12 protein-coding genes and 2 tRNA genes are annotated in these 15062 nt (G+C 70.1%); 6 read left to right on the top strand and 8 right to left on the bottom strand.

The features are described from left to right. Positions 1 to 72 precede the first annotated feature (72 nt). Complete coding sequence (locus MVG78_RS13490) at positions 73 to 1674, top strand: ABC transporter substrate-binding protein (RefSeq protein ID WP_247552278.1); 1602 nt, start codon at positions 73 to 75, stop codon at positions 1672 to 1674. An 80-nt stretch (positions 1675 to 1754) separates the two neighbouring features. Here MVG78_RS13490 and MVG78_RS13485 read toward each other — a convergent pair whose 3' ends face one another. Further along, positions 1755 to 2264, bottom strand: a complete 510-nt coding sequence (locus tag MVG78_RS13485) for an MFS transporter (protein ID WP_247552276.1) — start codon at positions 2262 to 2264, stop codon at positions 1755 to 1757. Then, positions 2261 to 3148: an MFS transporter gene (locus MVG78_RS13480; RefSeq protein WP_247552274.1), complete on the bottom strand. Its 888-nt coding sequence runs from the start codon at positions 3146 to 3148 to the stop codon at positions 2261 to 2263. Before MVG78_RS13480 ends, MVG78_RS13485 begins: the two co-directional genes overlap by 4 nt. Before the next feature lie 434 nt (positions 3149 to 3582). Here MVG78_RS13480 and MVG78_RS13475 point away from each other — a divergent pair, with 434 nt between their 5' ends. Beyond that, the gene (locus MVG78_RS13475; RefSeq protein WP_247552272.1) at positions 3583 to 4251 is read left to right on the top strand and encodes a TetR/AcrR family transcriptional regulator; all 669 of its coding nucleotides are present in this window, start codon (positions 3583 to 3585) and stop codon (positions 4249 to 4251) included. Positions 4252 to 4284: 33 nt separating this feature from the next. On the opposite strand, the gene MVG78_RS13470 is transcribed toward MVG78_RS13475, so the two are convergent. The 6 genes from MVG78_RS13470 to MVG78_RS13445 form a co-directional block, all read right to left on the bottom strand. Continuing rightward, positions 4285 to 6072, bottom strand: a complete 1788-nt coding sequence (locus tag MVG78_RS13470; RefSeq protein WP_247552270.1) for a gamma-glutamyltransferase family protein — start codon at positions 6070 to 6072, stop codon at positions 4285 to 4287. Positions 6073 to 6134: 62 nt separating this feature from the next. After that, positions 6135 to 6827, bottom strand: a complete 693-nt coding sequence (locus MVG78_RS13465) for a DUF1045 domain-containing protein (RefSeq protein WP_247552268.1) — start codon at positions 6825 to 6827, stop codon at positions 6135 to 6137. Then, complete coding sequence (locus tag MVG78_RS13460) at positions 6824 to 7978, bottom strand: alpha-D-ribose 1-methylphosphonate 5-triphosphate diphosphatase (RefSeq protein ID WP_247552266.1); 1155 nt, start codon at positions 7976 to 7978, stop codon at positions 6824 to 6826. Before MVG78_RS13460 ends, MVG78_RS13465 begins: the two co-directional genes overlap by 4 nt. A 43-nt stretch (positions 7979 to 8021) precedes the next feature. Further along, positions 8022 to 8630: a flavin reductase family protein gene (locus MVG78_RS13455; protein WP_247552264.1), complete on the bottom strand. Its 609-nt coding sequence runs from the start codon at positions 8628 to 8630 to the stop codon at positions 8022 to 8024. Positions 8631 to 8800: 170 nt separating this feature from the next. Further along, a tRNA-Asn gene (locus MVG78_RS13450) sits at positions 8801 to 8876 on the bottom strand. A gap of 170 nt (positions 8877 to 9046) precedes the next feature. Beyond that, positions 9047 to 9120, bottom strand: a tRNA-Cys gene (locus MVG78_RS13445). A 145-nt stretch (positions 9121 to 9265) separates the two neighbouring features. Between MVG78_RS13445 and MVG78_RS13440 the strand changes: the two genes are divergently transcribed. The 4 genes from MVG78_RS13440 to MVG78_RS13425 all read left to right on the top strand — a co-directional run bounded on the left by MVG78_RS13440 (position 9266) and on the right by MVG78_RS13425 (position 15042). Beyond that, positions 9266 to 9922, top strand: coding sequence for a protein-L-isoaspartate O-methyltransferase family protein (locus MVG78_RS13440; RefSeq protein ID WP_247552262.1), 657 nt, complete (start codon positions 9266 to 9268; stop codon positions 9920 to 9922). A gap of 269 nt (positions 9923 to 10191) precedes the next feature. After that, a complete protein-coding gene (locus MVG78_RS13435) occupies positions 10192 to 11580 on the top strand; it encodes a TolC family outer membrane protein (RefSeq protein ID WP_247552260.1) in 1389 nt (462 codons plus the stop codon). Between the two features lie 2 nt (positions 11581 to 11582). Continuing rightward, entirely contained in the window at positions 11583 to 12224 is a 642-nt protein-coding gene (locus tag MVG78_RS13430; RefSeq protein WP_247552259.1) for a DUF2497 domain-containing protein, read from the top strand. Positions 12225 to 12345: 121 nt separating this feature from the next. Then, positions 12346 to 15042, top strand: coding sequence for a valine--tRNA ligase (locus MVG78_RS13425; protein ID WP_247552257.1), 2697 nt, complete (start codon positions 12346 to 12348; stop codon positions 15040 to 15042). Positions 15043 to 15062: the final 20 nt, after the last annotated feature.

Below are 15062 nucleotides of genomic sequence, written 5' to 3'. Positions count from 1 at the left end.
ACGATTGGTTTATGTCCCCGCGTCGGCCGCTGATTTATTGGGCAGGCCGCCACTCTGCGAGGGAAAAGAGCAATGCAGCGTCGGGATCTTCTGAAAGGCACGGCGGCGGCCGTGGCCACGGCCGTTCTGGCCACGCCGCGCATCCCGCGTGCGCAGGGCAGCGGCGGGAGCAAGACCCTGCGCTTCGTCCCGCAGGCCGACCTGCCGAACCTCGACGCCGTGGCCGGCACCCAGCTCGTGGTGCGCAACGGCGCGATGATGGTCTTCGACATGCTCTACGGCCTGGGCGCGGACCTTCAGCCGAAGCCGCAGATGTGCGAGGGGCACGAGGTCGCGGACGGGTTCAGGACCTGGACCTTCCGCCTGCGCCCCGGGCTGAAGTTCCATGACGGGGAGCCCGTGCGCAGCGCCGATGTGGTGGCCAGCGTGAACCGCTGGATGGCGCGCGACACGATGGGCCAGATGATCAAGGCCCGGCTGGACGTGCTGGAGGCGGTGGACGACCGCACCTTCCGCTTCCGGCTCAACAAGCCCTTCCCGAAGCTGCTCTTCGCCCTGGGCAAGAGCAACACGCCGCTGCTGGTGATCATGCCGGAGCGGATCGCGAAGACCGATCCGTTCCAGCAGATCAAGGAGTATGTCGGCTCCGGCCCCTTCCGCTTCAAGCGTGACGAGTGGATGGCCGGCTCGAAGGCGGTCTTCGAGCGCAACCCGGACTACCAGCCGCGCGACGAGCCCGCCGACTGGCTGGCCGGCGGCAAGAAGGTGCTGCTGGACCGCGTGGAATGGGTCACGATGCCCGACCCCGGCACCGCCGCCGGCGCCCTGCAGAGCGGCGAGATCGACTGGTGGGAGAATCCGATCGCCGACCTCGTGCCCGTGCTCAAGGGCGTGCGGGGCCTGAACGTCGGGATCGCCGACCCGCTCGGCAATATCGGCGCCATGCGCATCAATCACCTGCAGCCGCCCTTCGACGATGTGCGCGTGCGCCACGCCCTGCAGATGGCGGTGGACCAGGAGGACTACATGCGCGCCATCGTCGGTGACGACGAGGCGCTGTGGAAGCGCCTGCCGAGCTTCTTCACGCCCGGCACACCGCTCTACACCGAGGCGGGGGCGGAGCGCCTGAAGGGGCCGCGCCAGATCGAGGCGGCGAAGAAGCTGATCGCCGAGGCCGGCCATGCCGGAGCCAAGGTGACGATGCTGGTGGCCTCCGATGTCCCCATCACCAAGGCGCAGGGCGACGTGACCGCCGAGGTGCTGAAGAATCTGGGCTTCCAGGTGGATTATCAGGCACTGGACTGGGGCACCGTGGGCTCCCGCCGCACCAGCAAGGCGCCGCCGTCGCAGGGCGGCTGGAACATCTTCTTCTCCTGGCATTCCGGCGTCGATTGCATCAACCCCGCCCCCTACAAGGGCGTGGATGCGAGCGGCGACGGCGCCTGGTTCGGCTGGCCGAAGTCGGACAAGGTTCAGGCCGATATCGCGAACTGGTTCGACGCGCCGGACCTCGCCGCCGAGAAGGCCGCCATGGACAGGATCAATGCCGGTTCCATGGATCTCGTGACCTATGTGCCGACCGGCTTCTTCCTGGGCTATGCCGCCTGGCGGAACGGTCTGAAGGGCGTGGCGCAGGCGCCGTTCCCGCTCTTCTGGGGCGTGAGCAAGGCCTGAGCGCATGAAAAAGGCCGGCGGAGACATCTCCGCCGGCCCACCGCCGGATCGGGGCGGAAACCCGCCCCGGCCGGATCGCCTCAGCTCTTGGCGATGGCGTTGATCGACGCCAGGCGCATCTCCTCGTAGCGGCCCTTCTCCACCGGCTGGGCATTGACCTGGCCCAGGTCGTTCATGTGGATCCGGTAGGTCTCGCGGGCGCTGTAGGCCGCGATCGCCGCGATCGCCGTGATGCCCAGGGTGACCGCCCCGATGGTCAGCGGGATATTGGCCGAGCCCGGGGGCGCTATGGCGGTGAAGAGCGCCGGCAGCAGGGCGGAGATCGTCGTGCCGATGTTCTGCGAGATCGCCATCGCCGAAACGCGGGTGCGGGTCGGGAAGAGCTCCGGGAAGAAGCTCGGGAAGACCGCGTTGTAGCCCTGGTAGACCAGCCCCCACATCAGCAGCGACATGATGATCGCCAGCGGCACATTGTGGATGCTGATGGCATAGAGGTAGCCGAAGGACAGCAGCCCGGCGCCGAGGGCACCCACGATGATCGGCGGACGGCGGCCGATCCTGTCGGACAGGTTGCCGACGAAGGGGATCACACCGCCAGGATGTTCCCGAGGACGGGGATCCACAGATAGACATCCGCGTGGAAGCCGATGCCGTAGGCGGCCTGCACCGCATAGGCGCCGCCGAACACCGTTGTCACGACCGGGATCACATTCATCAGCGCCATGCAGACGACGCGGATCATGTCGGGCCAGCTCTCGCGGAAGGCCTCCTTGATCGGGGCGCGCGGCGTGCCGGACTTGCTCTCCTCCTCGGTGAAGGCGGGCGTCTCCTCGACCTCGCGGCGGATGATGAAGCCGACCACGATCACGACGAAGCTGAGCAGGAAAGGGATGCGCCAGCCCCAGGAGTTGAAGGCGTCCGCCGGCATGTAGTGGGCGAGCGGCAGGAAGACCGCGGCGGCCAGGATCTGCCCGGCCTGCACGCCCTGCAGGGTGAAGCTGGCATAGAAGCCGCGCCGCCCGAAGGGCGCGTGCTCCAGGATCATGGAGCTGGCGCCGGAGATCTCGCCGGCCACGGCGAAGCCCTGGACGAGGCGCAGGGTCACCAGCAGGATCGGCGCCAGGATACCGGCCTGCTGATAAGTGGGCAGGATGCCGACCAGCATGGTCGAGATGCCCATCAGGAACATGCAGAAGATCAGCACCCGCTTGCGGCCGATGGTATCGCCCATATGGCCCAGCACAAAGGCGCCGATCGGGCGCGCGACATAGCCGACGCCATAGGTGGCCAGCGAGGCGACGATGGCCACGGTCGGGTTGCCGGACGGAAAGAAGATCTGCGGAAAGATCAGCGCTGCGGCGGTGGCATAGATGAAGAAGTCATAATATTCGAGTGCCGACCCGATCCAGCCGCTGGCCGCGGCCTTCTTGGATTGGTGTCGGGCATGCGGCTCGTGTTCTGTAAGCCCGCTCATTCCTGTTTCCTCTCGACTGGTCCGTCGGCTCATGGCCTGGGCAGCCACCGCTCTGGGGTGGCGTCCGGTATGGCCAGGGTGGTGTTGCTGAGTCGGCGTCGCCGGGATGGCCCCGCCGGTGGGGTGGTCAGGCGATCCGGGACGGTGGGCCGGAATACCGGTGTCCGGTGAGGCTGCGGCTCCTCATCGCCCGTGGCCGCGCGGCCAGAGCCGGTCCATGCCGGGTGACGCCTGGACATCCAGGCCCAAGGATTCTCGCCATCTGTCCTCCCTCAGCACCTGTTGAACAGGCGCTCGTTACGCCAGCACTCTCATCCGCTCTTTAGACCTACCGTAAGGTAGATTTAAAGAGTTATTTTTTACATGACCGCGTGACGAGGCACGGCCCGGCGAAGGGGCCTCCGGTTGCGCCAAACCTTGCCGGAGACACGTCGATGGAACTCGTCTTGGAAAAGCCCACGCGACCCCGCGGCCGGTCGGCCGGATCGCAGCGGACGCGGCAGAACATCCTCGACGCCGCGCGCGCCATCTTCGCCGAGAAGGGCTACAGCGGCGCCAATGTGGGGGAGATCGTCGCCCTGGCCCGGACGACCAAGCCGATGGTCTACTACCACTTCGGCAGCAAGGAGGAGCTCTTCTCCGCCGTGCTGGAGGAAGTCTATGCCGAGATGCGGAGCATCGAGCAGGCGGTGGCGCCTTCGGCCCTGCCGCCGGTGGAGGCCATCCGCCGGCTGGTGGAGGTCACCTTCGACTACCACAACGAGAATCCCGACTGGAGCCGGCTGATCTCGGTGGCCAATATCTATGCCGCCCAGCATGTCTCATCCTCGCCCACCATCGCCTCGCGCAGTTCGGTGGTGCTGGGCCTGCTGGAGGAGGTGCTGGCGCGCGGCGTACGGGATGGCGTGTTCCGGCGGGATGTGGACCCGCTGCATCTGCACCTGCTGATCGTCTCGACCTGCTTCTACCGGATCTCCAACCGTCACACCTGGAAGGCGATCTTCGGCCGCGCGCTGGACGATCCGGCCGATGCGGCGGCGCAGAGGCGCATGGTGACGGAGGCCGTGCTCGCCTATCTCCGCCCTGCCACGGTGCAAGGCTAAGGCGACGGTGCGCGGCGCCGTCGCCCGGCGAAGTCAGCGGCCGACCGCGTAGCCCTGCATGCCGCGCGGATTCGCGCCGGCCAGGATCTGCCCGTCCGGCTCCCGGCGGACGGCGCTGAGCCGCCCTTCCGACCAGTCCGGCCCGACCTCCACCTTGTGCCCGCGCGCCGTCAGCGCCGCCGCCACCGCGGCGTCGTAGCGGCCTTCCAGCACCACCTTCCCAGGGCGCGCGCCGCGCGGCCAGAAGGAGGAGACCCAGTGCTCCGTGTGGAAGGCGGGGGCGTCGATCGCCTGCTGGATGTTCAGCCCGTGATGCAGCATCCGCAGCAGCATGATCGGCTGCCACTGGTCCTGCTGCTCGCCGCCCGGCGTGCCGAAGCTCATCCAGGCCCGGCCGTCGCGCAGCGCCATGGAGGGGGAGAGGGTGGTGCGCGGCCGCTTGCCCGGCTTCAGCCCGTTCGGCAGCGTCTCGTCCAGCCAGAACATCTGCCCGCGCGTGCCGAGGCAGAAGCCCAGTTCCGGGATGGCGGGCGAGGATTGCAGCCAGCCGCCCGAGGGCGTGGCCGAGACCATATTGCCCCAGCGGTCCACCACATCGACATGGCAGGTGTCGCCACCCGAGGCGCCGAGGCGCGATACAGTCGGCTCGCCCCCGCCCAGCGCCTCATGCGCCGCCTCGGCACGGGCCACGGCGGCGGCGTAGTCGGTGCGCGGCGCGATCCCGTCCGGCGAGCCGGGGCGGAATTCCAGCGAGGCCGTGGCCCCGATCAGCGCCCGGCGCGCGGCGTTGTAGGGTTCGGAGAGCAGCGTCTCCATCGGAACGGCGGTGAAGTCCGGATCGCCGTAGAAGGCCTCGCGGTCGGCGAAGGCGAGCTTCATCGCCTCGACCACCAGATGCACGAATTCCTCGCCCGTGGCGTCGGTGGCGTTCAGGTCGAAGCCGCGCAGCAGGGCGAGGGTTTGCAGCAGGGTCGGCCCCTGGCTCCAGGCGCCGCATTTCAGGACACAGACATCGCCATAGTCCAGGGCGAGGGGCGTCTCCACCGGGGCGCGCCACTTCGCCATGTCCTGCCCGGTCAGCACGCCCCTGTTGCGGCGGCCGGAGGCGTCCAGCACCTCGGTGCCGCGCACGAAGCGGTCGATCGCCTCGGCCACGAAGCCCTCGTACCAGGCGCGGCGCGCGGCATCGATCTGGGCCACGCGGTCCGGGCCCGCCGCTTCGGCCTCCCGCACCACGCGCCGGTAGGTCTCGCCCAGGGCCGGGTTCGCCCAGAGACGGCCCGGCCTCGGCCCGCCATCGCGCAGCCAGAGCGCGGCGCTGGTGGGCCATTCCTGTTCGAAGAGCGGGCGCATCGTCTGCACCGTGGCGCAGATGCGCGGCACATAGTGGATACCCCGCATGGCGTAGCCGATGGCGAATTCCAGCACATCGGCGATCCGCCAGGTGCCGTGGTCGCGCAGCATGGTGGCCCAGGCGTCGAAGGCGCCCGGCACCATGGCCGGCAGCAGCCCCGTGCCGGGGATCAGGTCCAGCCCCAGCGAGTCCCGCACCAGTGCCACGTCCAGCGCCGCCGGGGCCACGCCCTGGCCGCAGATCACGTTCTGCGTGCCGGTGGCGGCGTCATGGACGATGATGGGGCAGTCGCCGAGCGGGCCGTTCAGGTGCGGCTCGGCGAGTTGCAGCGTGAAGCCAGCGGCGGCGGCGGCGTCGAAGGCGTTGCCGCCCCGCTCCAGCACGGCCATGCCGACCTGGCTCGCGATCCAGTGCGTGCTGGCGACGGCACCGAAGGTGCCGGCGATCTCGGGGCGTGTGGTGAACATGGGCGCGAGTCATAGACCCGCGCCCCGCGCCGCGTCAGCAGAAGGACGCGGCGAAAATCGCATCAGCCGAGCAGAGGCAGCCTTTCCGCGATCAGGAAGGGCGCGCCGGGCGCCCGCTGGGTGAAGATGCAGAGCTCCCGGACCGGGCGCGGGCGGGCCGGGACATCGCCCAGATGCGCCTCCAGCACCGGCCGGACCTGGGCCGCCTCCTGCTCCGACAGGCGGCGGGACAGGGTGACGTGGAACTTCCAGTCCTCGAAGACATCCGGATAGCCCCAGCGCTCCAGATGCGCGCGGCGGCGCGGCTCCAGGCGTTCCGGGCGGCGGCGGGCGAACTCGGCCTCGTTCAGCGGCGCGCGGAACGGGTCCAGGGATTCGACGCAGGCGTCGCAGAAGTCCTGGAGGGCGGCCGAGGGCTCGGCCTCGCGCAGCGCCAGGAAGCCACCGAAATTCTCCAGCGCCAGCGGCGGCAGGGTGAAGGGGCGCAACCGCGCCGCCAGCGCCATCGCCCCTTCGCGGAACTCCGCATAGGGGGTGGCGAGGCGGAAGGGTGCCTTCAGCGTGCCGTGCAGGCCGTAGAGGCGCGCCTCCGCCGTCGCCTCGGCCAGATCGAAGCCCGGGATATGCGGCTGTTCCAGCGTGGCGCCGGTTTCCGGATCGCGTCCGAGCCAGGAGGCGCCGAGGCGGTGCAGCGGGTCGTCGTGCCCGGGCGCCCAGTAGAGGGCGACGCGGGCGGTCTCGGCGGAGGGTGTCACGCGATGCGCTCCCCGGCGAGCCAGACCGAGCGCACCATGGGCAGCGGCGTGCCGGTGAGCGAGGCGGGGAGGGGGCGCACCCGCACCAGGTCGCCGCGCAGCCCGGGCTCCAGCCGGCCGCGATCCTCCAGCCGCGCCATGCGGGCGGGGTTCGCGGTGACCAGGGCGATGGCGGCCGGAAGGCCGATGTCCTCCTCCGTGCCGAGGCGCCAGGCGGCCTCCAGCATGGCGGGGGGCACGTAGTCGCTGGCGATGCAGTCCACCAGCCCTTCGCGCACCAGATCAATGGCCGCGACATTGCCGGAATGGCTGCCGCCGCGCACGAGGTTGGGCGCCCCGACGATGATGTCCATGCCATGCGCCCGGGCGGCGCGGGCGGCCTCGTGGTTCACCGGGAATTCGCTGATCCCGATGCCGTCGGCGTGGTTCCGGGCGACCTCGGCGGCGCTCCAGTCGTCATGCGCGGCGAGCGGGACGCGGCCGCCCAGCATCTCCAGCAGCGCGGCGCGGTTGCGGGCGGCATTCTCCGCCCGCAGGGTGGTCATGGCGTCGATATGCGCCTCCACCTCCACCTCCTCCATGCCCTCGCGCTGCTTCATGCCGCGATAGCGGTCCATGTCCACGAACTGGCCGACGCCCGGGGCATGGTCCATCAGGCTGGCGAGGCGCAGCGAGGGATGCTCCGCCACCTCGGCCAGCAGTCCCGCCATGTCCGGCGCCGGCAGCTCGCAGCGCAGGTGCAGGAAATGGTCGCATTTCAGCACACCGGCCGGGGCCAGGGCCGCGAGGTCGGCCACGCCGTCCAGGAAGGTGCGGTGCCGGGCGCCGTTGGGATTGATGTCGCCCACGCAAAGCGCGTCGAAGACCGTCGTCACGCCCGCCGCCGCGGTCTGCGCGTCATGCGACAGCATGGCGGAGCGCGAGGGCCAGCGGGCGCCCGCGCGCGGCAGGACCTGGCGTTCCAGGTTGTCCGTATGCAGGTCGATGATGCCGGGGATGAGGTGGTCGCCCTCCAGGTCCAGCGCGCCTGGCACCTGGCTGCGGCCGGCCGCGATCTCCGCGATCTGCCCGTCACGGAGGAGGATGGTGCCGTCGAGCAGGCGGTCGGGCAAGACAAGGGTGGCGTTGGTCAGGATCTGTTCGCGGGGCATGGCCGGATTCTGCATGCCGGGCCCGGTCGCGCCAGCACCAGGATCATGACAACACGAAGAAAACCATCAGGAACGATGGCGGATGCGCCGGGTCAGAGCATCTCCGGCCGGAACAGGGACCGGCGGCTGATGATCCGTCCCGACACCATGAAGACGCCATCCCCCGTGTAGTGCAGGGTTTCCGGATGCCGGGGGAGGGGGCGACATGCGCCTTCACCACCTCGAAGACGAAGAGATCGTACTTTCCGACCAGCGCGTCGTCGTGCAGGCGGCATTCGAAGCTGGCATGGCATTCGCCGATCAGAGGCGCCCGGACCTCGCTGGCCGGTTCGGCGGTCAGGCCGAAGGCAGCGAACTTGTCGGTCTCCGCCCCGCTGCAATTGCCGATCCCGACGACCTCGTCGGTCAGGCGCGTGGTGGGCAGGTTGATCACGCATTCCCGGCTTTTCCGGATCATCCCGTGGCTGTGGTTGCCGCGCGAGATCAGGCAGGCGACCAGGGAGGGCGTGAATTCCATGACCATGTGCCAGCCCAGGGTCATGATGTTGTCCCGCCCTTGCCAATGGGAAGAGAGCAGCACGATTGGACCGGGCTCAAGAAAGCGGCGGATTCCGGCGGGCGGGAAATCCTCCTTCCGGGCGGGCCTGGGCATGGGACTCTTCCTGGCGGTTCCCCGGATGGCCGGTTCCCCCGGGGGATGCCCGTTCAACAGCCGCGCGCTGCGGGCGTTGCCGGCCTTTCCCAGACCAAAAGCCGCGATGCGTGCTCCGGTCCGGGGAAGTTCCCGGTACCGTCACCGCATCAGGCTTTCTGGAAGAAAGATGGCTCCCCGAGTTGGACTCGAACCAACGACCTAGCGATTAACAGTCGCGTGCTCTACCAGCTGAGCTATCGGGGATCGCCGTGGTGGGGCTCATCTATCCGAGGGTGACGGGGGCCGCAAGACAGGGGAGCCAGATTTTTTCAAACAATCGGGCATTCTCCGGAATATCGGCCCAGCGCCTTGCGCAAGGCAGCAGGAACCAGCCGCAATCGGCTGATTTCACGGTATTCAGGATGGAGGGGGTGTGGAGGCTCCGGGCGGAATCGAACCGCCGTACACGGTTTTGCAGACCGCTCCCTAACCACTCGGGCACGGAGCCACGCCGCCCATCTACGGGGCGGGCACGGTCCTGTCCAGGGGGTGGCATCATGAAGCTGATACATTCGCGGCTGTAGGCTTGGCCCCATGCGCCGGCGGACCTATAAGCGGCCCCAGATACGACCATCAGGGGGTCCAGAGGCGGCATGGATTACGTCGAGGCGCGCCGTTACATGGTGGACGGGCAGGTCCGCCCCAACAAGGTGACCGACACCCGGTTGCTGGACGCCATGCTGCAACTGCCGCGCGAGCATTTCGTGCCCCCAGCCCTGGCGGACCGCGCCATGGTGGATGGCGACGTGCCGCTCGGCCAGGGGCGCTTCCTGATGCAGCCGATGGCCCTGGCGCGGCTGGTCCAGCTCCTGAACCCGCGGGCGGGGGAGCGTGTGCTGGTGGTCGCCGCCGGCTCGGGCTACGGCGCTGCCGTCCTGGCCGAGATGGGGGCCGAGGTGGTCGCGCTGGAATCCGAGGAGCGCCTGATCGCCATCGGGCGCCGTGCCCTGGGCGGGTTGACCGGGCTGCGCCTGCGGCTGGAGCAGGGCGACCTCGCCGCCGGCTGGCCCGAGGGCGCGCCCTATGACGCCATCCTGATCGAAGGGGCGGTGCCCGCGGTACCGGATGCCATCTCCGCGCAGCTCGCCGAGGGCGGGCGACTCGTGACCGTGCTGCGGCCGGAGGGTCAGACCGGCCGCGCGGTGCTCGGCCGCCGGGCCGGGGGTGCCTTCTCCGCCGTTCCCGCCTTCGATTGCCAGACGGAGCGGCTGCCCGGCTTCTCCGCGCCCGCCGGATTCGTCTTCGCCTGAACGGGCGGGGCTGAACGCGCGGGCCATCCGGCCCGAAGCGTCCCGACCGAAGATCCGACAGAGCCGGGCCCGCCAGGCGGGGCCGGCTCACTGCCCCGCCGGGGCCTGCCGGCCTCCTCCCGCCCCCCTGTTGCCGCCCGTCCGCGACGATGTCTCCGGATGACGGCTCTTCTGGCCATGGGGCGGCGGAGCGGTCTAGGCTCCGGCGAAACCATCCCTCGAGACCTGGGCGCCCGGCCTTCGGGCCCGCGCAAGGAGTTCCGGTGCCGATGTCACGACGCCTCACCCTCGCCCTCGCCACCGCGCTCGCCCTTCCCGCCGCGGCCAGGGCACAGTCGCTGCAGGAAGCCCTGGCGCAGACCTATGCCAACAACCCGACCCTGCAGACGGCCCGTGCGCAGCTTCGCGTGGTGGACGAGAACGTGCCGCAGGCCCTGGCGGGCTGGCGGCCCACCGTGTCGCTGAGCGGCGCCGCCGGCTATGTCGATGGCACGGCCCGCGCGCGGCAGAACGACGTGTCCTATTACAGCCGCGTCACCCGCAACACGATGACGCTGGCGGCAACGGCGACGCAGCCGATCTATCGCGGCGGCCGCACCGTGGCCTCCACCCGCCGGGCGGAGAACCAGGTGCTGGCGCAGCGCGCCCGCCTCCTCGCCACGGAGCAGCAGGTGCTGCAGCAGGCGGTCAACGCCTATGTCAACATGATCCTCTATTCCGAGGAGCTGCGCCTCAACGTCAACAACGTGCAGGTGCTGCAGCGCCAGCTCGACGCGACCAACGAGCGCTTCCGCGTCGGCGAGATCACCCGCACCGACGTGGCCCAGGCGGAATCGCGGCTTTCCGCCGCGCGTGCCAACCGCGCCACGGCGGAAGGGCAGCTCCAGAGCGCCCGCGCCGTGTTCCAGCAGGTGATCGGCATGGTTCCGAACCGGCTGACCGCGCCGCAGCCGCTGAAGGCGCCGGTGCGCTCCTCGCAGGAGGCGAGCCAGATGGCCGCCGTCAACAATCCGAACGTGGTGGCGGCGCTGTTCGACGAGGCCGCCGGGCGCGACGCCATCGACGTGCAGATGGCGGCGCTGCTGCCGCAGGCCAGCCTGCAGGCCCAGGGCTATCGCGCCGACAATGCCAACACCGACGGCACGCGCTTCACGGGTGGGCAGTTCACCGCCAACGTCACCGTGCCGCTGTACCAGGGCGGGGCGGAATACGCGACGGTGCGCGCGGCGCGGCAGGATGCATCCCGGCTGCGGCAGGTGGTGGATGACCAGCGCCGCACGGCCAGCCAGCAGGCCACCTCGGCCTGGGAGACACTGGTGAGCAACCGCGCCACCGTCGATGGCAACCGTGCCGCCATCCGCGCCGCCGAGGTCGCCCTGGATGGCGTGCAGCGCGAGGCCGTGGTTGGCAGCCGCACCACGCTGGACGTGCTGAACCAGGAGCAGGAGCTGCTGAACAACCGTGTCGCGTTGGTGCAGGCCCTGGCGAGCAACGTGACCTCCTCCTACGCCCTCGCGGCGGCGGTGGGGCGGCTGACGGCGAAGGACCTCGCCCTGCCGGTGCAGATCTATGACATGACGGCTTATTACAAGGCGGTGCGCGACCGCTGGATCGGCCTGGGCGACTACACGCCGGTCGCCGCCGCGACGGAGCGCTGAGCATGTCCGGATCGCAGGGGCCCGCCGGCCAGGACCCCAACATGGAGGACATCCTCGCCTCCATCCGCCGTATCCTGAACGAGGATGAGCCCACCGCCAGCGCCCCCATCGCCCCGGCGGCCGCGGCCATGCCCGGCGCCGGCACTGCCACCCTGGCGCCCCGCCCGGCGCCGGCGCCCGCCACGGCGGGCGCGCTGCCGGGCTCGACGCCGCTGACCTCCAGCCCGGCCCCGCATCGCGGCGGGGAATCGGAGGAGGCACCCGCCCCGGCACCGGCCACGGAACCCGCCGCCGAACCCCTGACCCTGACCGAGGCCATGATGGTCGCCCCCGAGGCTCCGCCCGAAGCGCCATTGGGGCCGCCGCCCGTGGCGCCGTCGCCCGATGCCATGCCGGCCCAGCACGGTTCCCTGCTGGCGCCCTCCACGGCCGCCGCCGCCGCCGCGGCCCTGAGCGAGTTGGCGCGGGCCGTGGCGGCCGAGCAGAAGAGCGTCATCACCCGCAATGGCCCGAGCATCGAGGATGTGGTGCGGGAGGAGATCCGGCCGCTGGTGAAGAACTGGCTGGACGCGCATTTGCCGGGGATGGTGGAGCGCATGGTGCGCGCCGAGATCGAGCGGGTGCTGGGCCGCCCGGCCTCCTGAGGCTCCCAGGGAGACTCCCCTGCGACCAGAGTGCGGAAGGATGTTCTGAGAGGGGTGTTCTGATCCGGGCGCAACCCTTCCGCACTTGACGTTCGGGCACCTCCCGGCACAGGGATGCGCCATGCTCGAAAAGACCCTGACGCCCGCCGATTTCGAGGCGAAGCTCTACGAAGGTTGGGAACAGTCCGGGGCCTTCTCCGCCCGGCCGGACAGCCCGGCCCAGCCCTTCACGATCATGATCCCGCCGCCCAATGTCACGGGCAGCCTGCATGTCGGCCATGCGCTGACCTTCACCATCCAGGACATGCTGGTGCGCTGGCGCCGGATGCAGGGGCGGGACACGCTATGGCAGCCGGGCACCGACCATGCCGGCATCGCCACCCAGATGGTGGTGGAGCGCCTGCTCGGCACCCAGGGCCTCAAGCGGCGCGAGATCGGGCGCGAGGCCTTCACCCAGCATGTCTGGGAATGGAAGGCGCAGTCCGGCGGCACCATCACCCGCCAGCTCCGCCGCCTCGGCGCCAGCCTGGACTGGCCGCGCGAGCGCTTCACCATGGATGAGGGGCTTTCCGAGGCCGTCCGCGAGGTCTTCGTCACCCTGCACGAGCAGGGGCTGATCTACCGCGACCGGCGGCTGGTGAACTGGGACCCGGTCTTCCAGTCCTCCATCTCCGACCTGGAGGTGGAGAGCCGCGAGGTGAAGGGCCATCTCTGGCACCTGCGCTATCCGGTCGAGGGGCAGCCCGGCCGCTTCCTGACCGTGGCGACCACGCGGCCCGAGACGATGCTGGGCGACACCGCCGTGGCGGTGCATCCGGAGGATGAGCGCTACCGCGACCTGATCGGCCGGCATGTGATCCTGCCGCTGACCGGGCGGCGCATCCCCGTGGTGGCGGACGAGTATTCCGACCCGGAGAAGGGCACCGGCGCGGTAAAGATCACCCCGGGCCATGACTTCAACGACTTCGCGGTCGGCAAGCGGCACGGGCTCGCCGCCCTCTCGGTGTTGGATGCCGAGGCGCGGGTGACGCTCGACGAGATCGAGGGCGATCTGGCCACGGCGGAGGGCATCGCCGACCCGGCTTTCGTGCGCTCGCTGGCGGGCCTGGACCGCTTCAAGGCGCGCGAGGCGATCGTCGCCGAGCTGGAGCGGCTGGAGCTGCTGGAGAAGATCGAGCCGCACATCCATGCCGTGCCGCATGGCGACCGGTCCGGCGTGCCGATCGAGCCGCGCCTGACCATGCAGTGGTACTGCGACGCGGCGACCCTGGCGAAGCCGGCCATCGCCGCGGTCGAGGACGGGCGCATGCAGTTCGTCCCGAAGCAGTGGGAGAACACCTTCTTCGCCTGGATGCGGGAGATCGAGCCCTGGTGCATCTCGCGTCAGCTCTGGTGGGGTCACCGCATCCCCGCCTGGTACGGGCCGGACGGCACCGCCTTCGTGGCGCGTGACGAGGCCGGGGCGCAGGCGCAGGCCCGCGCCCATTACGGGCGGGACGAGGCGCTGACCCGTGACGAGGACGTGCTCGACACCTGGTTCTCCTCAGCGCTCTGGCCCTTCTCCACGCTGGGCTGGCCGAAGCAGACGCCGGAGCTCGCGCGCTACTACCCGACCGATGTGCTGGTGACGGGATTCGACATCATCTTCTTCTGGGTCGCCCGGATGATGATGATGGGCATGCACTTCATGGGCGACGTGCCCTTCCGCACCATCTACATGCATGGGCTGGTCCGCGACGAGAAGGGCCAGAAGATGTCGAAGAGCAAGGGGAACGTGATCGATCCCCTGGAGCTCATCGACAGCTTCGGCGCCGATGCCGTGCGCTTCACCATCGCGGCGCTGGCCGGGCCGGGGCGCGACGTGAAGCTCGGGCGTTCGCGCGTGGAGAACGGCCGCTCCTTCATCACCAAGCTGTGGAACGCCGCGCGCTTCTGCGAGATGAACGGCATCCAGGCCGATCCGGGCTTCCTGCCGGAGGCCTGCACCACGCCGCTGGCGCGCTGGGTGATCGATGCGGCGAACCTCGCGGTGCGGGAGGCCACGGCGGCCTTGCAGGCCTATCGCTTCGACGAATACGCCGCCGCTGTGCGCCGCTTCGCCTGGGACACGTTCTGCGACTGGTTCCTGGAATTCGCCAAGCCGGCGCTCGCCTCGGGCGACACGCCGGAGGCGCGCGAGGCCAAGGGCGCGGCGCAGCATGTCCTGGGCGTGCTGCTGCGGCTGATGCATCCGGTGACGCCCTTCTTCACCGAGGAGCTGTGGCACAGGATGGGCTATGGCCCGGAGCTGAGCCTGATCCACACCACTTGGCCGGAGCCCGTGCGGGTGAGCGAGCCCGAGGCGGCGCGCGAGGAGATGGACTGGCTGGTCGGGCTGATCTCCACGGTGCGCGGCGTGCGGGCGGAGATGAACGTGCCGCCCAGCCAGCGTTTCCCGCTGCTGGTGCAGGGTGCGGGGCCGGAGGTGCTGGCGCGCGGCCAGCGCTGGCTGGACACCATCTCCCGCATGGCGCGGATCGAGGCGATCCGGCCGCTGACCGGGGAGCCGCCCAAGGGTGTGGCGCAGGCGGTGCTGGGCGAGGCGACGATCATGCTGCCGCTGGCCGGCATCATCGACATCGATGCCGAGCGCGCGCGCCTGGCGAAGGAGCGCGGCAAGGCCGAGGCGGAGGCGAAGAAGATCGCCACCAAGCTCGACAACGCCGATTTCGTCGCCCGGGCCAAGCCGGAGGTGGTCGAGGAGAATCGCGAGCGCCTCGCCGCCGCCCAGGCGGAGATCGCCCGGCTGGAGGCCGCCCTGGGCCGGATCGCGGCCTGAAGCGACGACCGGAGGCGGGT

This window comes from Roseomonas gilardii subsp. gilardii (genome assembly GCF_023078375.1).
Lineage (GTDB): Bacteria > Pseudomonadota > Alphaproteobacteria > Acetobacterales > Acetobacteraceae > Roseomonas > Roseomonas gilardii.
The sequence above is the reverse complement of the archived record's forward strand: the minus strand, read 5'-3'. Positions and strand labels throughout refer to the sequence as shown.

Bases quoted from the DNA above. Each gene is read 5' to 3' on its own strand.
- MVG78_RS13490 (WP_247552278.1), top strand. From the start codon at position 73: ATGCAGCGTCGGGATCTTCTGAAAGGCACGGCGGCGGCCGTGGCCACG.
- MVG78_RS13480 (WP_247552274.1), bottom strand. From the start codon at position 3,148: ATGAGCGGGCTTACAGAACACGAGCCGCATGCCCGACACCAATCCAAG.
- MVG78_RS13475 (WP_247552272.1), top strand. From the start codon at position 3,583: ATGGAACTCGTCTTGGAAAAGCCCACGCGACCCCGCGGCCGGTCGGCC.
- MVG78_RS13470 (WP_247552270.1), bottom strand. From the start codon at position 6,072: ATGTTCACCACACGCCCCGAGATCGCCGGCACCTTCGGTGCCGTCGCC.
- MVG78_RS13460 (WP_247552266.1), bottom strand. From the start codon at position 7,978: ATGCCCCGCGAACAGATCCTGACCAACGCCACCCTTGTCTTGCCCGAC.
- MVG78_RS13455 (WP_247552264.1), bottom strand. From the start codon at position 8,630: ATGCCCAGGCCCGCCCGGAAGGAGGATTTCCCGCCCGCCGGAATCCGC.
- MVG78_RS13440 (WP_247552262.1), top strand. From the start codon at position 9,266: ATGGATTACGTCGAGGCGCGCCGTTACATGGTGGACGGGCAGGTCCGC.
- MVG78_RS13435 (WP_247552260.1), top strand. From the start codon at position 10,192: ATGTCACGACGCCTCACCCTCGCCCTCGCCACCGCGCTCGCCCTTCCC.
- MVG78_RS13430 (WP_247552259.1), top strand. From the start codon at position 11,583: ATGTCCGGATCGCAGGGGCCCGCCGGCCAGGACCCCAACATGGAGGAC.
- MVG78_RS13425 (WP_247552257.1), top strand. From the start codon at position 12,346: ATGCTCGAAAAGACCCTGACGCCCGCCGATTTCGAGGCGAAGCTCTAC.